This window comes from Pseudomonas sp. AN-B15 (assembly GCF_019056475.1).
GTDB lineage: Bacteria > Pseudomonadota > Gammaproteobacteria > Pseudomonadales > Pseudomonadaceae > Aquipseudomonas > Aquipseudomonas parakoreensis.
On record NZ_CP049737.1, the window covers coordinates 5,513,170 to 5,535,420 of the forward strand.

At 60.2% G+C, this 22,251-nt stretch carries 19 protein-coding genes; 12 read left to right on the plus strand and 7 right to left on the minus strand.

Annotated elements, in window-relative coordinates; all coding sequences use genetic code 11:
- Nucleotides 1–177: 177 nt before the first annotated feature.
- Together GTQ41_RS25050 and GTQ41_RS25055 are read right to left on the minus strand one after the other, a co-directional pair.
- A complete protein-coding gene (locus GTQ41_RS25050) occupies nucleotides 178–807 on the minus strand; it encodes a response regulator transcription factor (protein ID WP_003228820.1) in 630 nt (209 codons plus the stop codon).
- A gap of 85 nt (nucleotides 808–892) precedes the next feature.
- A complete protein-coding gene (locus GTQ41_RS25055) occupies nucleotides 893–3,289 on the minus strand; it encodes a transporter substrate-binding domain-containing protein (protein ID WP_047296968.1) in 2,397 nt (798 codons plus the stop codon).
- A 74-nt stretch (nucleotides 3,290–3,363) separates the two neighbouring features.
- Here GTQ41_RS25055 and GTQ41_RS25060 point away from each other — a divergent pair, with 74 nt between their 5' ends.
- Nucleotides 3,364–4,353 carry an alpha/beta hydrolase family protein gene (locus GTQ41_RS25060; protein WP_047296969.1) on the plus strand — a complete coding sequence of 330 codons (990 nt, stop codon included), beginning with the start codon at nucleotides 3,364–3,366 and terminating at the stop codon, nucleotides 4,351–4,353.
- 140 nt (nucleotides 4,354–4,493) lie between these two features.
- Here GTQ41_RS25060 and GTQ41_RS25065 read toward each other — a convergent pair whose 3' ends face one another.
- From GTQ41_RS25065 to GTQ41_RS25075, 3 genes are read right to left on the minus strand one after another with little or no spacing between them, the layout of a single operon-like run.
- Nucleotides 4,494–5,261, minus strand: a complete 768-nt coding sequence (locus GTQ41_RS25065) for a TerB family tellurite resistance protein (RefSeq protein ID WP_041070087.1) — start codon at nucleotides 5,259–5,261, stop codon at nucleotides 4,494–4,496.
- A gap of 1 nt (nucleotide 5,262) precedes the next feature.
- Complete coding sequence (murU, locus tag GTQ41_RS25070; protein ID WP_047296970.1) at nucleotides 5,263–5,934, minus strand: N-acetylmuramate alpha-1-phosphate uridylyltransferase MurU; 672 nt, start codon at nucleotides 5,932–5,934, stop codon at nucleotides 5,263–5,265.
- Nucleotides 5,931–6,950, minus strand: a complete 1,020-nt coding sequence (locus GTQ41_RS25075; RefSeq protein ID WP_047296972.1) for an aminoglycoside phosphotransferase family protein — start codon at nucleotides 6,948–6,950, stop codon at nucleotides 5,931–5,933. The genes murU and GTQ41_RS25075 overlap by 4 nt, the downstream gene beginning before the upstream one ends.
- Nucleotides 6,951–7,080: 130 nt before the next feature.
- On the opposite strand from GTQ41_RS25075, the gene GTQ41_RS25080 reads away from it, so the two are divergent.
- The 11 genes from GTQ41_RS25080 (at nucleotide 7,081) to GTQ41_RS25130 (ending at nucleotide 21,265) form a co-directional block, all read left to right on the plus strand.
- Complete coding sequence (locus tag GTQ41_RS25080) at nucleotides 7,081–9,888, plus strand: LPS-assembly protein LptD (RefSeq protein ID WP_047296975.1); 2,808 nt, start codon at nucleotides 7,081–7,083, stop codon at nucleotides 9,886–9,888.
- The gene (surA, locus tag GTQ41_RS25085; protein ID WP_047296977.1) at nucleotides 9,869–11,185 is read left to right on the plus strand and encodes a peptidylprolyl isomerase SurA; all 1,317 of its coding nucleotides are present in this window, start codon (nucleotides 9,869–9,871) and stop codon (nucleotides 11,183–11,185) included. The genes GTQ41_RS25080 and surA overlap by 20 nt, the downstream gene beginning before the upstream one ends.
- Complete coding sequence (gene pdxA / locus GTQ41_RS25090) at nucleotides 11,182–12,171, plus strand: 4-hydroxythreonine-4-phosphate dehydrogenase PdxA (protein WP_047296980.1); 990 nt, start codon at nucleotides 11,182–11,184, stop codon at nucleotides 12,169–12,171. Before surA ends, pdxA begins: the two co-directional genes overlap by 4 nt.
- Entirely contained in the window at nucleotides 12,168–12,986 is an 819-nt protein-coding gene (rsmA, locus tag GTQ41_RS25095) for a 16S rRNA (adenine(1518)-N(6)/adenine(1519)-N(6))-dimethyltransferase RsmA (protein ID WP_047296982.1), read from the plus strand. The genes pdxA and rsmA overlap by 4 nt, the downstream gene beginning before the upstream one ends.
- 113 nt (nucleotides 12,987–13,099) lie before the next feature.
- Nucleotides 13,100–13,480, plus strand: coding sequence for a Co2+/Mg2+ efflux protein ApaG (apaG, locus tag GTQ41_RS25100; RefSeq protein ID WP_047296984.1), 381 nt, complete (start codon nucleotides 13,100–13,102; stop codon nucleotides 13,478–13,480).
- The gene (locus tag GTQ41_RS25105) at nucleotides 13,480–14,361 is read left to right on the plus strand and encodes a symmetrical bis(5'-nucleosyl)-tetraphosphatase (protein ID WP_047296986.1); all 882 of its coding nucleotides are present in this window, start codon (nucleotides 13,480–13,482) and stop codon (nucleotides 14,359–14,361) included. Before apaG ends, GTQ41_RS25105 begins: the two co-directional genes overlap by 1 nt.
- Nucleotides 14,362–14,394: 33 nt before the next feature.
- Nucleotides 14,395–14,724: a thiosulfate sulfurtransferase GlpE gene (gene glpE, locus GTQ41_RS25110; RefSeq protein WP_041070058.1), complete on the plus strand. Its 330-nt coding sequence runs from the start codon at nucleotides 14,395–14,397 to the stop codon at nucleotides 14,722–14,724.
- A 294-nt stretch (nucleotides 14,725–15,018) separates the two neighbouring features.
- Entirely contained in the window at nucleotides 15,019–16,941 is a 1,923-nt protein-coding gene (locus GTQ41_RS25115) for a PrkA family serine protein kinase (protein ID WP_003228848.1), read from the plus strand.
- A 205-nt stretch (nucleotides 16,942–17,146) separates the two neighbouring features.
- Nucleotides 17,147–18,418 carry a YeaH/YhbH family protein gene (locus GTQ41_RS25120; protein ID WP_041070055.1) on the plus strand — a complete coding sequence of 424 codons (1,272 nt, stop codon included), beginning with the start codon at nucleotides 17,147–17,149 and terminating at the stop codon, nucleotides 18,416–18,418.
- The gene (locus GTQ41_RS25125; RefSeq protein ID WP_047296987.1) at nucleotides 18,415–19,977 is read left to right on the plus strand and encodes a SpoVR family protein; all 1,563 of its coding nucleotides are present in this window, start codon (nucleotides 18,415–18,417) and stop codon (nucleotides 19,975–19,977) included. The genes GTQ41_RS25120 and GTQ41_RS25125 overlap by 4 nt, the downstream gene beginning before the upstream one ends.
- Nucleotides 19,978–20,041: 64 nt before the next feature.
- The gene (locus GTQ41_RS25130) at nucleotides 20,042–21,265 is read left to right on the plus strand and encodes a multifunctional CCA addition/repair protein (RefSeq protein ID WP_047296988.1); all 1,224 of its coding nucleotides are present in this window, start codon (nucleotides 20,042–20,044) and stop codon (nucleotides 21,263–21,265) included.
- A 90-nt stretch (nucleotides 21,266–21,355) separates the two neighbouring features.
- On the opposite strand, the gene folK is transcribed toward GTQ41_RS25130, so the two are convergent.
- Together folK and folB are read right to left on the minus strand one after the other, a co-directional pair.
- A complete protein-coding gene (gene folK / locus GTQ41_RS25135) occupies nucleotides 21,356–21,871 on the minus strand; it encodes a 2-amino-4-hydroxy-6-hydroxymethyldihydropteridine diphosphokinase (protein WP_047296990.1) in 516 nt (171 codons plus the stop codon).
- Nucleotides 21,862–22,218 carry a dihydroneopterin aldolase gene (folB, locus tag GTQ41_RS25140; RefSeq protein ID WP_041070044.1) on the minus strand — a complete coding sequence of 119 codons (357 nt, stop codon included), beginning with the start codon at nucleotides 22,216–22,218 and terminating at the stop codon, nucleotides 21,862–21,864. The genes folK and folB overlap by 10 nt, the downstream gene beginning before the upstream one ends.
- Nucleotides 22,219–22,251 lie beyond the last annotated feature (33 nt).

Consider the following 22,251-nt stretch of genomic DNA (forward strand, 5'->3'; position numbering starts at 1 on the left):
ACGAGCGCCAAGCTGCGAGCCGCAAGAACAAGCAAAAGCGGTTGTCGCTGATGGATATGCCCACACGGTTCTAACTGTAGGAGCTGCCGAAGGCTGCGATCTTTTGATCTTGATCTTATGAAAACAAGATCAAAAGATCGCAGCCTTCGGCAGCTCCTACACACGGGATCAATGTGCTTAGAGGAGTTTGTGCTCCATCGCGTATTTGACCAGTTCGGCCAGCGAGGTGATGTTGAGCTTCTGCATCAGCCGCGCCTTGTGCGTGCTGATGGTCTTGCTGCTCAGCGCCAGTTGCTGGGCGATGTCGTTGACGTTGGCGCCTTGGGCCAGGCGTTCGAACACTGAGAATTCGCGCTCGGACAGCAACGAATGCAACGGTCGCGTGTCGGTCAGGCCGACCTCGAAGACCATCCGGTCGGCCAGCTCCGGGTCAATGTAGCGCCCACCCGCCGCGACCTTGCGAATCGCCGTCAGCAGCAACGCGGGATCACTGTCTTTGGTCGCATAACCAGCAGCGCCGACCTTTAGCGCGCGAGCGGCCATTTGCGCTTCATCGTGCATCGAAAGCACCAGAATCGCCGGTGGATTGTTCAACGCGCGAATCCGCGGGATCGCCTCCAGACCGTTGACGCCAGGCATCGAGATGTCCAGCAGCACCACCTCGCACGGCACACTGCGCAGGGTTTCGAGCAACTGCTCGCCATTGCTCGCCTCCCCCACCACTTGCAGGTCCTTGGCCAGGCCGATCAATTGCTTGATGCCTTCCCGGACGATGGTGTGGTCTTCGGCTACCAGTACACGGATCAAATTTTTTCTCCAGATTTCAGGTACACACCAAACCCTGTGGGAGCGAGCCTGGTCGCGATAGCGTCAGCTCAAACACCACAAACCTTCAAACCTCACTCACCGGCACCCACACCTTCAGACTGGTGCCCTCACCCGGCTCACTCTCAAGCACCAGCCGCCCGCCCATGATCAACACCCGCTCGCGCATTCCGACCAGGCCAAAGGATGTCGGCCGCTGCGCCGTCGCGACAAAGCCTGCGCCATCGTCGCTGACCGTCAGACACAACTCGTCGCCTTTCAGCGCCAGCGTCAGCTCCACAGTATGCGCTTGGGCGTGGCGCATCACATTGGTCAGCGCCTCCTGCAGGATGCGGAACAGCCCGATCGCCTTGGCGTCGCTGAGCACCGGCAGATTGTCCGGCACCTGCACCAGACATGGAATCTGCGTGCGCGCCTCGAATCGCCGCGCCTGCCACTCAATCGCCGAAGCGATCCCGGCATCGAGGATCGGCGGGCGCAGCGCCGTCGCCACATCGCGCACCAGCTGGAACAACTGGGCGATCAGGCGTTTCATGCTGTTCAACCGTTCGTGCAGGCCCGGATCGAGTTGCGCGTAGGCCAGCTCGCACATCGAGGTTTCCAGTTTCAGCACCGTGAGCATCTGCCCCAGCTCATCGTGCACTTCGCGGGCAATGCGCGCCTTCTCTTCTTCGCGCACGCTTTCCAGGTGCGCCGACAGCTCGCGCAGTTGCTCGCGGGACGCCGCCAGTTCCAGTTCGATGCGCTTGCTTTCGCTGATGTCCCAGACGATGCCGTCCCAGACATAGGCACCATCCTCCAGCTGGCGGGTGATTGCCTTGATCTCGGCCCAGCGTTGTTCGCCCTGACGGGTGAGGATGCGGCCCTGCCACGACCAGTCACTGTCGGTGTCCAGTGCCTGGTCCTGGGTCTGGTGGTAACTGGCCTTGTCGTCCGGGTGCACCAGGCTGCGCAAGCCCATGTCGCGGTGCGCAATGGCGGCCGGCGCGTAGCCGACCAGAGTCTCGCTGCCCTCGCTGATGTAGGCGAAATCGATCTGCCCGGTCACTGGCGCCCGCTCCAGGCGAAACACCAGCCCCGGTACGTTGGCGGCGATGCCTTGCAGGCGCGCTTCACTTTCCTGTAACGCGGCCAGCGCGCGGCGACGCTCGGTGACGTCGGTGAGATAAACCACCAGATACTCGCTGTCGCGAAAGCGCAGAAAACTCAGCGAAACGTCCGCCGGCAGGACGCTGCCATCAGCGCGCACGCAGCTGGTTTCAAAGCTCAGCGGTCCCTCTTCACTGGCCCGCGCGCGTTTCCACAGGTTGAGCCAGCGGTCCATGTGCAGACCGGGTTCGAAATCGATCAGCGGCCGTTCGATCAACGCGCCCTGTGGATAACCGAGCATGCTTTCCGCCGCGCGGTTGGCGTAACGCACATGGCTGTCCCAGTTGACCCAAAGAATGCCGACAGTACTTTGATCGATGGAAAACTGGGTCAGGCGCAAGGCTTCTTCGCTGGCCGTGCGCAGGGCGATGTCTTCCCGGGCGGTCAACAGACGGTGTTCGAGGCTGTGTTGCTGGCGTCGTTGCCAGACCACAATGGCCACACAACTGAGCAACAACACCGCAAACAGCAAACTGAGGTTCTGCCAGAACCCCGGCGACTCCGACAGACGCGGGTATTTGGGTTGCAGCCATTGCGTGTGCAGGCGTTCCAGATCCTTCGCGGGAATCGCCCGCAGAGCAGTTTCAACAATGCCGGCCAACGCCGGCCAGTCGCGCCGTGTGGCAATGCGCAACAGCTGCGGCAAGCCGATATCGCCGACCACCACCAACCCGGCGAACTCAGGTTCGGCAGACAACCGTCCGAGTTGCGCTTCATCTACCACGGCGTAGGACGCCTGCTGGGTCAACAGCAGTTGCAGCGCCTGGCGCTCCAGCGGCACGCCTTGCAGATTCAGATGGGGATAGGTGCTGCGCAAATAGTCTGCCGTCACGCTGGGCATGCGCACGGCGACGCGCGACAGGCTGTCGAGTTTTTCCAGCTCGACCACGCCGCCGCTCTTCTGGTCGCTGACCACCAGCTGCGGCACCCGCATGTAGGGATCGGAAAACTGCCACAGGCGCAGTGCACCCGGGGTCTGGGTCAGGCCCGGGGCGATGTCGATTTCGCCTTCGCGGGCGGCCTCCTCCAGTTGCGCCAGATCCTGAAAATTGCGCCAGCTCAGCTCGACGTTCAAGGTCTTGGCCAGTGATTTCATCAATTCGACATTGGCCCCGGACAAGCGCTGCAGACGTCGGTCGTATTGCGCGTACGGCGCCTGCAGCACCAGGCCCACACGCAACTCACGGTGCTGCGCCAGCCATTGCTGCTCGGCGGGCGTCAACAGCGCTGCATGCGCCGCCGGCGCAGACGCCGCCCAGCCCATCAAGGGAAAACACAACCAGCCGATAACCCACAGGCAGCAAAAACGCATCATTGAAGTCTCTTGCACTGACAAATTCTGACCAACCCATTAGGCTGCCGGGATACTTTTCTGGCCTGGAATAACCGATGCCCTCTGTCTATCGCCTGGCAATGCCAGCATTGTGCCTGTCGCTGATCCTGCCTTGTGCGTTTTCCGTCGAAGCCGCCGATCCGGCGCCCGCCTCCACCGCCGAGCAACCGGCCGCCGAAAAACCCGCCGAACGCCAGCCACTGCTTGAGCGTAGTCAGGAAGAAGCCGCAGCACTCGAACGTAAAGTCCCGGCGCAAGAGCAGCAGCAACTGCAGGCCGGCGCCGACACTTTCCTCGCCCTGTGGAAACCGGCCAACACTGCCGAACCCAAAGGTGCGGTCATTATTGTGCCGGGCGCCGGCGAAACCGCTGACTGGCCGCAAGTGATCGCCCCGCTGCGCAACAAATTGCCCGACGTCGAGTGGAGCAGCCTGAGTATCACCCTGCCGGATCTGCAAAGCGATGTCATCGCTCCACGCGTGATTGCGCCCGCCGCCGCGCCAAAAGCCGCGGAAAGTGGCAGCAAGGATTCCACCACCGCGCAACCAATCGAACAGGCGGCGGGCGGCGAAGCGGACGTGGCGGATCAGGTCGTGGCCGAAACGACTGAAGAACAATCCAAGGCGGATGCCGAGCGAATCTTTGCGCGGATCGACGCGGCCATTGCCTACGCCGAGCAACAAAGCGCACGCCGGGTCGTGATCCTCGGTCACGGTACGGGCGCGTACTGGGCGGCGCGTTTCCTCAGCGAGCGGCAGAGTTCGCAGGTCGAGAAGCTAGTGATGGTCGATGCGCAAACGCCAAGTAAAGCCAAGCCGCAACTGGCCGAGCTGACGCCGACCCTGAAGTTGCCGACGGCTGACATTTTCTACATGGACAAGGCGCTGGATCGTAACGCGGCGCTGGAGCGCATGCAGGCCAGCAAGCGCCTGAAGACTTCGGCGTTCAGCCAGGTGGCGCTCAAGGCGTTGCCGGATAAAAAGGCTGAGCAGGAACAGTTGTTTCGGCGGGTGCGTGGCTGGTTGAATCCGCAGAAGACTGACTGACTCGAAGACCGAGTCGCCCCATTCGCGAGCAGGCTCGCTCCCACACTGATCGCATTCCTACAGACGGAATGCATTCAACTGTGGGAGCGAGCCTGCTCGCGATGAGGCCATTTCAGCCAACCCATATTTAACGGCAACGATCAGCGAAAATCCCGCCGCGCCCGAATCAGGGTAAACGCGTTGTGCAACTCACGGGTTTTCTCGGTCGCCTCGCGCACCTGCTCAGGCGTCGCACCGCTGCCGGCGATCTTGTCCGGGTGATGACGACTGAGCAGCCGTCGATAGGCGCGCTTGATCTGTGCCGGCTCGCTGGTCGCCGACACGCCGAGCAGGCGCATCGCTTCCTGATAACTCACCGCCGCACTGACAATCGGCCGTTTATTCGGCTCGTAATCATTGGCCAGCGCCTGGATCTGGTGCGTCGTCCAGCCCAGCCACTTGCCCCACTGCGCCAATAATTCGCGCTCACTGACACCCGCACGACCGTCGGCCCAGACCATCCGCCAGCAGGCACGCAACACGCCTTCGGCGGCATGCGGCTGAGCACTCAGGCGCCGCAGATAACCGCGCAGGCGGTCACCGCCGGACTTGCCACGATTGAACGCCGCAATCGCCCGCCGCCGCGCCGGCTCGCTCATTTCCAACGCGTTCATTTCGTTGCGCGCCTGCTGGATATGGCCGTCCGTCACCCGCCCGTCACTCTTGGCCAGACGCCCGAGCAGCACGAACAACAGTTCGTCGTTGCGCAACATCGGTCGCCCGCCGAGCTTTTCCCGCAGATGCCCCCAGCTTTGCAAGTGCAGGCGCCGATCCAGCGCCTGCCCCAACAATGCCCCAAGCATGGCCCCCGGAATGCTGGCGATCGCAAAACCCGCTCCGGCTCCAATCAGAGTCCCTGGCCACAACATATCAACGACTCGCTTCTATCAATGCTTCAGCTTCGGCCAGACGCTCATGCGTGCCGACATCCACCCAATGGCCTTTCAGACGTTCACCGCTGACCTGCCCGTTTGCCATGGCTATGCGCAGCAACGGTGCAAGCTTGAATGCGCCGTCCGCGCAACCATCGAACAACTGCGGATGCAGGACGGCGATGCCGCTGTAGGTCAGAGTTGCCGCGTCCGGTTGGCCATCGATCACCTGACCGTCGGTCAAGGTGAAATCGCCTTGCGGGTGGTGGGCCGGGTTGTCCGCCAGCACCAGATGCGCCAGACCGTTGATCGGTTGGTGCAGTACGCTGAAGTCGTAGTCGGTCCAGATATCGCCGTTGACCACCAAAAAGGCGTCGTCACCGAGCAATGGCAAAGCACGGAAAATCCCGCCGCCGGTTTCCAGCGGCTCGCCTTCCGGCGAGTACTGGATGCTCACGCCAAACTGCGAACCGTCGCCCAGGTAATCCTCGATCTGCTGACCGAGCCAGGCATGGTTGATCACGATTTCACTGAAACCGGCCGCCGCCAGCGCCCGCAGGTGGTATTCGATCAACGGCACGCCACCGGCACGCACCAGCGGTTTCGGGGTGGTCAGGGTCAGGGGGCGCATGCGCTCGCCCTTGCCTGCTGCCAGTATCATCGCCTTCATGCGATCGCTCCACCACGCAGACTGGCGAGCAATGCCTGCAGATCCGCCAGTTCAGGACGACGCGCAATCACCGCTTCTATATAGGCGAAGAAACGCGGCACATCGGCCAGGTAGCGCGGTTTGCCATCGCGATGGCAGATGCGGGCGAAGATACCGATGACTTTCAGGTGCCGCTGTACGCCCATCAGGTCGCTGGCACGCAGGAAGTCTTCGAAGTCGGCCTGCACCGGAATGTCCAGCGCCGAGGCTTGCTGCCAATAACTTTCCAGCCAGCCGCGCACGCGCTCTTCAGGCCAACTGAGGAAGGCGTCCTTGAACAGGCAGGTGACGTCGTAGGTGACCGGGCCGTAGACCGCATCCTGAAAGTCCAGCACGCCGGGATTCGGCTCGCTGAGCATCAGATTGCGCGGCATGTAGTCGCGGTGCACCAGAACTTTCGGCTGGGCCAGTGCGCTGTCGATCAGCAGTTCGCTGACGGACTGCCATTGTTGCTGCTGTGCTGCGTCGAACTCGATGCCGAGTTCGCGTTTCACGTACCACTCGGGGAACAATTCCAGCTCACGGCGCAGCAGCGCGACGTCGTAGCTCGGCAGCGGTGCGACCATCGGTAATTGCTGAAAAGCCAACAGCGCCTGCAGGGCATCGCTGAACAAAGCATCGGCATTTTCGCCGTCGATCACGTCGAGATAGGTCTTGTTGCCCAGGTCATTGAGCAAAAGAAAACCGCGTTCGAGGTCTTCTGCATAAATTTTCGGCACGTTAATTCCGGATTTCGCCAGCAAAAAGGCGATATCCACGAACGGTTTGCAGTTTTCCTGGGGCGGTGGCGCGTCCATCACGACGAAACTGCGACCCGCGCCTTCCCAACGGAAATACCGGCGGAAACTCGCGTCGCTGCTGGCCGCGGTCAACGTGGCCGGGGGCACGGTGCCCCAGCCTTGATCTGCAAACAGGATTGCCAACTGCTCATCGAGCCAAACTTTCAGGTGTTGCAAGCGTACATCTTGGTCAGGCATTGCAAGGGTCTCCGACGGCGCTAGCCGTCAAGCGGGTCATGCTTTATTATCCAGCATCTTTTTCAGACCATCGAGAGGCGTGCGGCCCACACCGCGGGCAGATGGCACGCAGGAAGCCCGGACTAATAAGATGGCATTGAAATCCCCCGCGTTTCGTAAAAAATTTCCGTTGTTGGTAACCGGCAGTCTGCTGGCTATGCAACCTCTGGCCAGTCAATTCGTTGTTGCCGCCGAGCAGTATGACTGCGCCGTCTCGGCAACGGGTGGCTGGGCCTGTGCGCCCAAGACGCCGGCAGCTGCATTGCCGCCGCGTCCGGTGCATGACGGCAGCGCTGTCAGCGCTGTCAGCGCCGCCGGCGAAGCCCCGGCCCAGAACGGTTCCACTGCCGACACCGGCGCCAAGCCTGTGCTGGTCACCGAAGCCAAGGGCCGCGGCCTGAAATCCCGTAGCGAAGACTACAGTCACCTCGACTGGGTTCCGCGCGAGAAGCTCACCGCCGCCCAATTGGCCGAGACCGGTCCTTACTGCTCTGGTTCCTATATCGAACCGATTCGTCCTGGCATGAATGACAAGACGAATAAAAGTGACGCACCGACCTTTATCGGCGCCAAGGCCTCGCGCTACAACACCGAAGATCAGGTGGGTACGCTGGCCGGCGACGTGGTCCTGCGTCAGGGCAGCATGCAGGTCGAGTCCGACGAGGCCAGCCTCTATCAGGCCGAAAGCCGCGCCGAACTCAATGGCGACGTGCGCATACGCGACAACGGTGCACTGATTGTCGGCGACCACGCCGATGTGCAGCTCGACACCGGTGAAGCCAAGGTCGACAACGCCGAATACGTAATGCACAAATCGCGCATCCGCGGTAACGCGCTGTACGCCAAGCGTGCCGAGAACGCGATCATCCGCTTGAAGGACGGCACGTACACCACGTGCGAACCGAACAGCAACGCGTGGCAGCTCAAGGGCAACAACATCACCCTGAACCCGGCCACCGGCTTTGGTACTGCGACCAACGTGACACTGCGGGTCAAAGACATTCCGATCCTGTACACGCCGTACATCTACTTCCCGATCGACGATCGTCGCCAATCGGGTTTCCTGCCGCCGACCATCGGTACCGGCAGCGATACCGGCTTCATGCTGGTCACCCCGTACTACTTCAACCTGGCGCCGAACTACGATGCCACGTTGTACCCGCGTTACATGAGCAAGCGCGGCATGCTGGTCGAAGGCGAGTTCCGTTACCTGACCAAGTCCAGCGAAGGCCAGTTCGGTGCGGCGTATCTGAACGACGAAGATACCGATCGCAGCAAGCAGACCGATTACGAAAAAAATCGCTACATGTACAACTGGCAGCACAAGGGCGGACTCGACTCCCGTGTGATGACTCAGGTTGACTACACCAAGATCAGCGATCCGTACTACTTCCAGGACCTGACCACCGATCAGATCGGTGTGAAGAGCGCTGACTATGTGAATCAGCAGGGTTCGGTGACCTACCGCGGTGACAGCTATACCGCACGCCTGAATGCTCAGCAGTACCAATTGGCTACTGTTTCGAACATCACGCCGTACGGCCGTCTGCCGCAGATCACCTTTAATGGTCAACTGCCGTATCACCCGGAAGGTCTGAATTTCGATTACGAGACCGAGATCGTTCGGTTTGATCGTGATCTGGAAAAAGGAAACTTCACGGACGAGGACGGCAACGTCTCGCCACGCCTCGATACCAACGTACAGGGTCTGGCGCGCGCCAACGGCGACCGTCTGAATCTGAAGCCGGGCGTCAGCCTGCCGATGAACTGGACCTATGGTTTCCTGAAGCCATCGCTCAAGTACCAGTACACCCAGTATCAGCTGGATCTGGACGGTACCGGCAAGTCCCAGATTGCTGCACAAACCGCTGAGCAGAACAAACTCAACGGCACCTTCGACAGCAATCAGAGTCGTGGCGTACCGATCGCCAGCGTCGACAGCGGCCTGTACTTCGACCGCAACACGTCGTACTTCGGCAAGAACTATCGCCAGACTCTGGAACCGCGCCTGTTCTACCTGTATGTACCCAAGGTTGATCAGGAAGACATTCCGGTATTCGACACCAGTGAATACACCTTCAACTACGCGTCACTGTTCCGTGACAACCGCTTCTCTGGCTCCGACCGTGTCGGCGACGAGAACAAGCTGTCGCTGGGTGTGACCAGCCGCTGGATCGAAGACGACGGTTTCGAGCGTCAACGTATCAGCGTCGGTCAGGCGTACTACTTCAAGGATCGTGAAGTACAACTGCCAGGCATCGCGTTCAAGGATCGCAAGGATGCCCAGTCCGACGTGTCGCCATACGCGCTGGAATACGAATACCGCTGGAACCGCGATTGGCGCACCACGGCCGACTACAACTGGGACCCGGACAGCCGCAGCCCGCGTTCCGGCAGCGCGATGTTCCATTACCAGCCTGAAGACAACCCGAACAAGGTGGTCAACGTCGGTTATCGCTATCGCAACGACCAGGTTCGTTACGACCAGACCACCGGCAAATGGTCGGTGGGTGGTGGCGACTACGGCACCCCGGGTCAGCCTGGCTACGTGAAGGACTACTACAAGATCCAGCAGCATGACTTCTCGGTCATCTGGCCGATCGTTCCGCAGTGGAGCGCGATCAGCCGCTGGCAGTACGACTACAACCGCAACCGTACGCTGGAAGCCTTTGGTGGTTTCGAGTACGACAACTGCTGCTGGAAACTGCGCCTGATCAACCGTTACTGGGTTTCCTACGACGAATTCAGTCAGGAAGCTCCACAAAACGAAAAAGGCGACCACGGCGTCTTCCTCCAAATTGTTCTGAAGGGACTCGGCGGCCTGACTGGCGCCAAGGTAGAGAGCTTCCTCGACAAAGGCATCCAAGGTTATCGTCAACGTGAAGACCAAGCTTTCTGATTCTCTGCGCCCGCTGTTGCTGGGCGCGCTGTTCCTGGGTACTGCGGCCAACGCCGCAGTACAGTCCATCGATAAAGTGGTTGCGATCGTTGATAACGACGTGGTCATGCAGAGCCAGCTGGACCAGCGTGTCCATGAAGTTCAGCAGACCATCGCCAAGCGCGGCGGCGGCATGCCGCCGCCGGGCGTGCTGGATCAGCAGGTGCTCGAGCGCCTGATCGTCGAAAACCTGCAACTGCAGATCGGCGAACGTTCCGGGATCCGCATTACCGACGAAGAGCTGAACCAGGCAGTCGGCACCATCGCCCAGCGCAACAACATGACCGTGGATCAATTCCGCGCCGCCCTGGCTCACGACGGTTTGTCCTATGACGACGCCCGTGACCAGATCAAGCGCGAGATGATCATCAGCCGTGTGCGTCAGCGCCGCGTGGCAGAACGCATTCAGGTCTCCGAGCAGGAAGTGAAGAACTTCCTCGCTTCCGACCTGGGCAAGATGCAACTGTCCGAAGAACTGCACCTGGCCAACATCCTGATTCCTACACCGGAAAGCGCCAACTCTGATGCGATTCAGAGCGCTTACCGTCAGGCGATGGATGTTTACCAGCAACTCAAGCAAGGCGCTGACTTCGGTCAACTGGCCGTGGCCAAATCCGGCAGCGACAACGCGCTGGAAGGCGGCGACATGGGCTGGCGTAAAGCCGCGCAACTGCCACCGCCGTTCGACCGCGAGTTGAGCAGCATGGCGGTGGGCGACATCACTCAGCCTGCGCGCACGCCGAGTGGTTTCATCATCCTCAAGCTGCTGGCCAAACGGGGTGGCGAAACCCAGATGCGTGATGAGGTGCATGTGCGCCACATCCTGGTCAAGCCAAGCCCGATCCGCGACGAAGCCAAGACCAAAGCCCTGGTGCAATCGCTGTACGAGCGCATCCTGGCCGGTGAAGACTTCGCTGAACTGGCGAAGAACTACTCCGAAGACCCGGGCTCGGCGCTCAACGGCGGCGACCTGAACTGGATCGACCCGAACGCACTGGTACCGGAATTCCGCGAAGTGATGGCCAAGACCCCACAAGGTCAGCTGTCCAAGCCGTTCCAGACCCAGTACGGCTGGCACGTGCTGGAAGTCCTTGGCCGCCGCGCCACCGACAGCACCGAATCGGCACGCGAGCAACAGGCTATGAATGTTCTGCGTAACAAAAAATACGATGAAGAGCTGCAAAACTGGCTGCGTCAGATTCGTGAAGAAGCCTACGTAGAAATCAAACTCCCTGGTGCAGACCAGGCAGCGCAGTGAAACCCAAGCGTTTCGCGCTGACACCCGGCGAACCAGCCGGCATCGGTCCCGATCTGTGCCTGCTGCTCGCCTCGCAAGCCCAGCCACATCCCCTGATTGCCATCACCAGCCGCGACCTGCTCACCGAGCGGGCCGCGCAGTTGGGGCTGGCCGTCAATTTGCTTGAGGTTGCGCCTGACAACTGGCCGGCTGTTCCAGCTCCCGCTGGTAGCCTGTATGTCTGGGACACTCCACTCAGCACTCCCGTGGTCGCTGGTCAACTGAACAAGGCTAACGCCGCCTTCGTCCTCGACACCCTGACCCGTGCCGGCAACGGCTGCCTGAACGGCGACTTCGCCGGGATGATCACCGCACCGGTACACAAGGGCGTGATCAACGAATCCGGTATCCCGTTCTCCGGACACACGGAGTTCCTCGCCGACCTGACCCACACCGCCCAAGTGGTGATGATGCTCGCTACTCGCGGCTTGCGCGTGGCACTGGTGACCACTCACCTGCCCCTGCGCGAGATTGCCGATGCAATCACCCCGGAGCGGCTGGAGCGGGTCACGCGAATTCTGCACGCCGACCTGCAAGACAAATTCGGCATCGCCCGGCCACGCATTCTGGTCTGCGGACTCAACCCGCACGCCGGCGAAGGCGGACACCTGGGCCATGAAGAAATCGACATCATCGAACCGACATTGGAGCGCCTGCGCGGCGAGGGCATGGACCTCCGTGGCCCGCTGCCTGCCGACACTCTGTTTACCCCCAAATATCTGGAGCACTGCGACGCAGTGCTGGCGATGTACCACGACCAGGGCCTGCCCGTGCTGAAGTACAAAGGCTTCGGCGCGGCGGTCAACGTGACCCTCGGCCTGCCGATCATCCGCACGTCGGTCGACCACGGCACTGCCCTGGATCTGGCTGGCAGCGGCAAGATCGACACCGGCAGCCTGCAGGTCGCCTTGGAAACCGCCTACCAGATGGCCGAGACCCGTTTATGACCGAGCAATACCAACACAAGGCGCGCAAACGCTTTGGCCAGAACTTCCTGCACGATGCCGGCGTCATCGACCGCATCCTGCGCTCCATCAGCGCCAAGCCTGACGACCGCATGCTGGAAATCGGCCCGGGCCAGGGCGCACTGACCGCCGGCATCCTCAATTCCGGCGCGCAACTCGACGTGGTGGAACTGGACAAGGACCTGATCCCGATCCTCAATCAGCAGTTCGCCGGCAAGAGCAACTTCAACCTGCATCAGGGCGATGCGCTGAAGTTCGACTTCAACACCCTCAACGCCGCGCCGAACAGCCTGCGTGTGGTGGGCAACCTGCCTTACAACATTTCCACGCCGCTGATTTTCCATCTGCTGAACAACGCCGGCATCATTCGCGACATGCACTTCATGCTGCAGAAAGAAGTGGTCGAGCGTCTGGCGGCCGGCCCGGGCGGCGGCGACTGGGGGCGTCTGTCGATCATGGTTCAGTACCACTGCCGCGTGGAACACCTGTTCAACGTCGGCCCGGGCGCGTTCAACCCGCCGCCGAAGGTCGACTCGGCCATCGTCCGTCTGGTGCCGCACGCGGTGCTGCCGCACCCGGCCAAGGATCATCGCCTGCTGGAGCGCGTCGTTCGCGAAGCCTTCAACCAGCGTCGCAAGACCCTGCGCAACACCCTCAAGCAATTGATGACCGCCGCCGAGATCGAAGCCGCCGGCGTCGATGGCAGCCTGCGCCCCGAACAACTGGACCTGGCCGCGTTCGTGCGCCTGGCCGACAAGCTCGCCGAGCAGGTTTCTGCCGCGCCTGCCGCCGACTGACCGGCGATGAACGCTATCGGGCAGGACGCCACTCTGGTTTACTGCCCGATACTTGCCTAGACTGACTCTTCATCAGCTACGCCACGCGTTCCGCTTCGTTAAGGCCCTTTTGCATGTCCGATTCCCGTTACCAGGTCGATGTCAGCGTCGTTACCCATTATCTGGCAGACCAGTCGCAACCCGAGCACGACCGCTTCGCCTTCGCCTACACCATCACCGTACAGAACAATGGCGAAAAGCCCGCCCGCCTGATGTCGCGGCACTGGGTGATCACCGACGGTGACGGACATGTCGAAGAGGTTCGCGGCGCCGGTGTTGTCGGCCAGCAACCGCTGATCGAGGTCGGCAAAAGTCACACTTACAGCAGCGGCACAGTGATGACCACCAAGGTCGGCACCATGCAGGGCTCTTACGAAATGGTCGCCGACGATGGCAAGCATTTCGATGCGATCATCAAGCCTTTTCGCCTCGCCGTGCCTGGAGCCCTGCACTGATGACGACGTACGCCGTCGGCGACCTGCAAGGCTGCCTTGATCCGCTCAAGTGCTTGCTCAAGCAAGTCGCGTTCGACCCCAGGCTTGATCGGCTGTGGCTGGTCGGTGATCTGGTCAATCGCGGACCTCAGTCGCTGGAGACTCTGCGCTTTCTCTATGGCATGCGCGACTCACTGGTCTGCGTACTCGGCAACCACGATCTGCATCTGCTCGCCGCCGCCAACAACATCGAGCGCCTGAAGAAATCCGACACCCTGCGCGAGATTCTCGAAGCCCCCGATGCGGCTGACCTGCTCGAATGGCTGCGCCAACAGAAACTCATGCACTATGACGAACAGCGCGAAGTCGCCATGGTGCACGCGGGCATCCCCCCGCAGTGGTCCTTGCGCAAGGCCTTGAAGTACGCCGCCGAAGCCGAAGCCGCGCTGCGTGACGACAACCTGTTTCCGTTGTACCTCGATGGCATGTACGGCAACGAGCCGGCGAAGTGGGACAGCGATCTCACCGGCGTGACCCGCCTGCGCGTGATCACCAACTATTTCACCCGCATGCGCTTCTGCACCGCCGACGGCAAGCTCGACCTCAAGAGCAAGGAAGGCCTCGACACCGCGCCACCGGGCTACAAACCGTGGTTTCAGCACAAGGAGCGCAAAACCCGTGGCCTGCGGATCATTTTCGGCCACTGGGCCGCACTGGAAGGCGATGTCCGTGAACCAGGCGTCTCGGCACTGGACACCGGTTGTGTCTGGGGCGGCAGCCTGACCCTGATGAACGTCGACAGCGGCGAGCGCGTGTCGTGCAAATGCGATGAGCACGGCGGACTTGCCCCGACCGTCGCGCCACTTATCCCCGAAACGTCGCCAGTCAGCGTCCCGCGTTAGACTGCGCATTCTGCCGAGCTACAGGAACCCGCCATGAGCGAATTCAAACGAATCCCCCCGGAACAGGCCCAGGCCCTGCGTGAACAAGGCGCAGTGGTGGTCGACATCCGCGACCCGCAAACCTATGCCGCGCTGCACATCGCCGGCTCGACCCATCTGGATAACCACTCGATCTCGGAATTCATCCGTAACGCCGATCTCGACGCACCGTTGGTGGTGGTCTGCTATCACGGCAACTCCAGCCAGAACGCTGCGGCTTACCTGATCAGCCAGGGCTTCTCCGACGTCTACAGCATGGACGGCGGCTTCGAGCTGTGGCGTACGACTTATCCTGCGGAAACCGCGCAAGGCGGCGCCGAATAATTTTTTTGTCACGCGCAGGCCCCGGCTCACGCGGGCCTGCGCGTGACAGACGAACGGTCTGCCACAACTAATTACGTATCTCGCCTTTACCTCTCGAATTCCCAACTATCCTTAAGCCCAGGCCATCCAAAACAGGGGAGAGCCGGTACACCGGCGCACGGGTCATCGGGAGTGACTTTCAAGGTTGTCGACCGCGAAAGTGTTCTGGGGGGTAAACAAGTGGCCACCACGGCTGCTTGCCAGCATCGACTGAGTGATCCGGCGTCGGCTCCACGTATCGAGCGAGGTGACGTCATGAGTATCTTTAGCCACTTCCAACAACGCTTCGAGTCCACACGCCAGGAAGAACTCTCGCTGCAGGAGTACCTGGAGCTGTGCAAAAAGGATCGCAGCGCTTACGTTTCCGCCGCCGAGCGTCTACTGATGGCTATTGGCGAACCCGAGCTGCTCGATACGTCGACCAACTCGCGGCTGTCGCGGATCTTCTCCAACAAGGTGATTCGTCGCTATCCGGCCTTTGAAGACTTCCACGGGATGGAAGAATGCATCGACCAGATCGTTTCGTATTTCCGCCATGCCGCCCAAGGCCTGGAAGAGAAGAAACAGATTCTCTACCTGCTCGGCCCCGTCGGTGGCGGTAAATCGTCCCTGGCCGAGAAGCTGAAACAGTTGATGGAAAAAGTGCCGTTCTATGCGATCAAGGGCTCGCCGGTATTCGAATCACCTCTGGGTCTGTTCAACGCCACCGAAGATGGCGCGATCCTCGAGGAAGACTTCGGCATCCCGCGGCGCTATCTGAACACCATCATGTCGCCGTGGGCGACCAAACGCCTGGCTGAATTTGGCGGCGACATCAGCCAGTTCCGCGTGGTCAAGCTGTACCCGTCGATCCTCAATCAGATCGCCGTGGCCAAGACCGAACCGGGCGACGAGAACAACCAGGACATCTCCGCACTGGTGGGCAAGGTCGACATCCGCAAACTCGAGGAATACCCACAGAACGACGCCGACGCCTATAGCTACTCCGGCGCGCTGTGCCGGGCCAACCAGGGCCTGATGGAATTCGTCGAAATGTTCAAGGCACCGATCAAGGTGCTGCACCCATTGCTGACCGCCACCCAGGAAGGCAACTACAACAGTACCGAGGGTCTTGGGGCGATTCCGTTCACCGGGATCCTGCTCGCCCACTCCAACGAATCGGAATGGCACACCTTCCGCAACAACAAGAACAACGAAGCCTTCATCGACCGGATCTATATCGTCAAAGTGCCGTACTGCCTGCGGGTCAGTGACGAAGTGAAGATCTACGACAAATTGCTGTTCAACAGTTCGCTGGCGAAGGCCCACTGCGCGCCAGACACCCTGAAGATGCTGGCGCAGTTCACTGTGCTGTCGCGCCTCAAGGAGCCGGAAAACTCCAACATCTATTCGAAGATGCGCGTCTACGACGGGGAAAACCTCAAGGACACCGATCCGAAGGCCAAGTCGATTCAGGAATACCGCGACTCGGCGGGCGTCGACGAAGGCATGAACGGTCTGTCGACCCGCTTTGCCTTCAAGATCCTGTCCAAAGTGTTCAACTTCGATCCGCATGAAATCGCCGCCAACCCGGTACACCTGCTGTACGTGCTGGAACAGCAGATCGAACAGGAACAGTTCCAGGCTGAAACCCGTGAACGCTACCTGCGCTACCTCAAGGAGTACCTGGCGCCGCGTTATATCGAATTCATCGGCAAGGAGATCCAGACCGCTTACCTGGAGTCTTACAGCGAGTACGGGCAGAACATCTTCGACCGCTACGTGCTGTATGCGGACTTCTGGATTCAGGATCAGGAATACCGCGATCCGGAAACCGGCGAGATTCTCAACCGTGTCGCCCTGAACGAAGAACTGGAGAAAATCGAGAAACCGGCCGGCATCAGCAATCCGAAGGACTTCCGCAACGAGATCGTCAACTTCGTGTTGCGCGCCCGAGCCAACAACAACGGCAAGAATCCGACCTGGCTCAGCTACGAGAAACTGCGGGTGGTCATCGAGAAGAAAATGTTCTCCAACACCGAAGACCTGCTGCCAGTCATCAGCTTCAATGCCAAGGCCAGCAAAGAGGATCAACAGAAACACAACGACTTCGTTACTCGAATGGTCGAACGCGGCTACACCGACAAACAGGTACGACTGCTGTCCGAGTGGTACCTGCGAGTCAGAAAGTCACAGTAAACCGCGGCCGGTAAGACCGGTTGTCGTCAGCCCGAGGCCTGTGCCCGCATTTTCTGCTACACAGGCCTCTGGAAGGTGTCCGCAAGTCGGTAGCGAGGTACAGGCAGCATCCAGAGCGCTTGGGGGAGCGTTTCCGTCCCCTGGCATTCGGCTCCATGCTGCATGACCGCTCCCGCCTTTGCAGGACAGCTTCTAAGGAGCAGTCATGAGCTATGTGATCGACCGACGTCTCAATGGCAAGAACAAGAGCACGGTGAACCGCCAGCGCTTTCTGCGGCGTTACCGTGATCACATCAAGAAGGCTGTCGAAGAGGCGGTCAGCCGGCGTTCCATCACGGACATGGAACACGGTGAACAAATCAGCATTCCCGGTCGCGACATCGACGAACCGGTGCTTCACCACGGTCGCGGCGGCAAGCAGACCGTGGTTCACCCCGGCAACAAGGAATTCACTGCCGGCGAACACATCGCCCGGCCACCGGGAGGTGGCGGCGGACGCGGCCCCGGCAAGGCTGGCAATTCCGGCGAGGGCATGGACGAATTCGTTTTCCAGATCACTCAGGAAGAATTCCTCGAATTCATGTTCGAAGACCTCGAACTGCCGAATCTGGTGAAACGCAATCTCAGCGGGACTGACACGTTCAAGACCGTGCGCGCCGGGATCAGCAACGAAGGCAACCCGTCGCGGATCAATATCATCCGCACCCTGCGCTCGGCCCATGCCCGGCGCATTGCCCTGTCCGGCAGCAGCCGCGCCAAGCTGCGCGAGGCCAAAGAAGAACTGGCGCGATTAAAACGCGAAGAGCCGGACAACTTCGGCGATATTCAGGAACTCGAGGCAGAAATCGAAAAACTCAGCGCGCGCATCCACCGGGTGCCGTTTCTCGATACGTTCGACCTCAAATACAACCTGCTGGTCAAGCAGCCCAACCCCAGCTCCAAAGCGGTGATGTTCTGCCTGATGGACGTTTCCGGTTCGATGACCCAGGCCACCAAGGACATCGCCAAACGCTTTTTCATCCTGCTGTACCTGTTCCTCAAACGTAACTACGACAAGATCGATGTGGTGTTCATCCGCCACCACACCAGCGCCCGGGAAGTGGACGAGGAAGAGTTCTTCTACTCGCGGGAAACCGGCGGCACCATCGTCTCCAGCGCCCTGAAACTGATGCAGGAGATCATGGCCGAGCGTTATCCGAGCAACGAATGGAACATCTACGCCGCGCAGGCTTCCGACGGTGACAACTGGAACGACGACTCACCGATCTGCCGCGACATCCTGATCAACCAGATCATGCCGTTTGTGCAGTACTACACTTATGTGGAAATCACCCCACGCGAACACCAGGCCCTCTGGTACGAATACGAACGCATCGCCGAAGCCTTTTCCGACACGTTTGCCCAGCAGCAGCTGGTCTCGGCCGGGGATATCTATCCGGTCTTCCGTGAACTCTTCCAGCGCAGGTTAGTGACATGACCGCCAAAGAGCAGAAGCGCCAACCCATTTCCACCGGCTCCGAATGGACGTTCGAGCTGATTCAGGCCTACGACCGCGAGATCGCCCGGATTGCGGCCCGGTATGCTCTGGATACTTACCCCAACCAGATCGAAGTGATCACCGCCGAGCAGATGATGGACGCCTATGCCTCGGTTGGCATGCCACTGGGCTATCACCACTGGTCCTACGGCAAACACTTCCTCAGCACCGAGAAATCCTACAGCCGCGGACAGATGGGGCTGGCCTACGAGATCGTGATCAACTCCGATCCGTGCATCGCCTACCTGATGGAGGAAAACACCATCTGCATGCAGGCGCTGGTGGTGGCGCACGCGTGCTATGGCCACAACAGCTTCTTCAAGGGCAACTACCTGTTCCGCACCTGGACCGACGCCAGCTCGATCATCGATTACCTGGTGTTCGCCAAGCAGTACATCATGCAGTGCGAGGAGCGCCACGGTATCGATGCGGTAGAAGACCTGCTCGATTCCTGCCATGCGCTGATGAACTACGGCGTCGACCGCTACAAGCGTCCGTATCCGATTTCTGCTGAAGAGGAACGTCGGCGGCAGAAGGACCGCGAAGAGCACATGCAAAAGCAGATCAACGATCTGTGGCGCACCATTCCCAAAGGCGCAGACAAATACAGCGACAAGGACAACGCCCGCTTCCCGGCCGAACCGCAGGAAAACATCCTGTATTTCATCGAGAAGCACGCACCGTTGCTGGAGCCGTGGCAGCGGGAAATCGTGCGCATCGTGCGCAAGATCGCCCAGTATTTTTATCCACAGCGTCAGACGCAGGTGATGAACGAAGGCTGGGCCACGTTCTGGCACTACACGCTGATGAACGACCTGTATGACGAAGGCCTGGTGACCGACGGCTTCATGATGGAATTCCTTACCTCGCACACCAGCGTGGTGTTCCAGCCAGGTTTCGACAGCCCGTATTACAGCGGAATCAACCCCTACGCACTGGGCTTTGCGATGTATCGCGACATCCGCCGCATGTGCGAAAACCCTACCGAGGAAGACCGGCGCTGGTTCCCGGACATTGCCGGTTCCGACTGGCTCTCGACCATCAAGTTCGCCATGAGCAGCTTCAAGGACGAAAGCTTCATCCTGCAGTACTTGTCACCCAAGGTCATCCGCGACCTCAAGCTGTTCAGCATCCTCGATGACGACCAGAAGGACGATTTGCTGGTGCCGGCGATCCACGACGAAACCGGTTACCGGATCATCCGTGAAACTCTGGCGGCGCAGTACAACCTCGGCAACCGTGAGCCGAATGTGCAGATCTACAGCATCGACCGACGCGGCGACCGCTCGCTGACCTTGCGTCACCAGCAACACGACCGTAAACCGCTTGGCGACTCCACCGATGAGGTACTCAAGCATCTGCACCGGCTGTGGGGCTTCGACATTCATCTGGAAACCCTGCAGGGCGACCAGATCATGAAAACCCATCACGTGCCGCCACGCAGTGAACACAGCGAGGGTGATTACGGTCGGCTCGACCTGGCCGTGATTCATCTCTAGTTGCGGTTCTGACCTCCGAAAGTCCGGCACAAGGTTTATCCTGTCGGGCTAACGGAGGTTTTTTATGCAGATTTTCAAGGTTGGCGGTGCGGTACGCGATCGCTTGCTCGGGTTACCGGTGACCGATATTGATTGGGTAGTGGTCGGCGCCACGGCGGACGAGATGCTCGCCAAGGGTTATCGCCCGGTTGGCGCGGATTTTCCGGTATTCCTTCACCCGCAAACCGGCGAGGAATACGCTCTCGCCCGCACCGAACGCAAAAGCGGTCGCGGTTATGGCGGCTTCACCTTTCACGCCAGCCCCGAAGTCACCCTTGAAGAGGACCTGATCCGCCGCGACCTGACCATCAATGCAATGGCCGAGGATGATCAACAGAATCTGACCGATCCCTATCATGGCAAGCGCGATCTCGAAGCGCGCATCCTGCGTCACGTTTCCCCCGCATTTGCCGAAGATCCGCTCCGGGTACTGCGCGTTGCGCGCTTTGCCGCGCGTTATGCCGGACTGGGTTTTACCGTCGCCCCAGAAACGCTGGAACTGATGCGTCAGCTCAGCGAATCCGGCGAGCTGGAAGCGTTGACCGCCGAGCGCAGCTGGAAAGAAATCTCCCGCGCGCTTATGGAGGATCAGCCACAGGTATTCATTCAGGTACTTCGCGACTGCGGCGCGCTGAAAGTACTGATGCCGGAAGTTGACGCGCTGTTTGGTGTGCCGCAACCGGAGGCGCATCACCCGGAAATCGATACCGGGCTCCACACACTCAGCGTGCTGGAACAGTCAGCGCTGCACAAGCAACCGCTAACCGTACGCTGGGCCTGTCTGCTCCACGATCTTGGCAAAGGCCTGACTCCTGAAGAAGCCTGGCCACGGCACATCGCCCACGAACACACGGGGTTGAAGCTGATCAAAGCGGTCAACGAACGCTTCAAGGCGCCAAAGGACTGTCAGGAACTGGCGTTGCTGGTTGGCCAGTACCACACCCACGGCCACCGCGCCCTGGAGCTGAAGGCATCGACCTTGCTGGAGCTTTTGCAGAGCTTTGACGTGTATCGTCGCCCGCAGCGTTTCGAGGAGTTCATCGTCGCGTGCGAGATGGATGCGCGCGGACGCAAGGGGCTGGAACAGCGCAGTTATCCACAGGCCGATTATCTGCGTGGAGCAGCCAATGTGGCACGCGGGGTGGCGGTGCAGCCGCTGCTGGAGAAGGGCTTTAAAGGGCCGGAGCTTGGGGAAGCGCTCAAGCGTGAGCGACTCAAGGCGTTGAAAGCGTACAAGGAAAACCGCTGAAGCAAGATCAAAAGATCGCAGCCTGCGGCAGCTCCTACATGGAAACGCGCGTCCCCGTGTAAGAGCCGCCGCAGGCTGCGATCTTTTGCTTCAAAGGTTCAAAGGCGTGAGCTGTTCGCCACGCCATTCAAATCCCACCGGTGCCAACACCTGATCAATCTGCGCCTCGGCCCACAATGTCGCGAAGTTTTTTCCCACACCCGGATGCACCCGATCCGGCGCAATCAGCGACAGCGGCCACAGCACAAAGGCGTTTTTCAGAATTTCGGCACGCGGCAGGATCAAACCATCGAAATTACCCGTCAGATCGCCGTACAACAACACGTCGATATCCAGCGGCAGCCCTTTGCGATCAGGGGCATAGCGACCATTATCGGCCTCGATGAATTTCAGGCGTCGATCCAATTCCACCAACGGCAGATCGGTAAACGCCGAGACCACGAAATTGAAGAACGGCCCGCTCTTGATTCCCACCGGCTGGCTCTCGAACACCGCCGAACAGTGGATATCCACCAGAAATGTCGCCAAAGCGTCGAGCCCGGCGCGCAAATGGGTTTCGCGCTCGATATTGCTACCGAGCCCGAGGTACACCTGAGTCAGCGACATCCGCGCTCGATCTCCACACCCACGCCACCCTTGGCGGCCGGCACGGCGCCCGGCTTGGTCAGTTTCAGGCGAACCCAGGTAATCTTGAACTCGGTCATCAGCACTTCGACCAGACGCTCGGCAAAGGTCTCGACCAATTGATATTGCGCTTGTTCGGCAAAGGCCTGGATGCGCGTGGAAACGCTGGCGTAATCGAGCGCCAGGGTCAGGTCGTCACCGGCCGCAGCCGGACGATTGTCCCAGGCGAAGCTCAGATCAAGACGCAAGCACTGACGGATGCCGCGCTCCCAGTCATAGGCACCGATCACGGTGTCGACTTCCAGGCCCTCGATAAACACTCTGTCCAAGCACTTTTCTCCGCTGCACGACAAGGGCGCAAT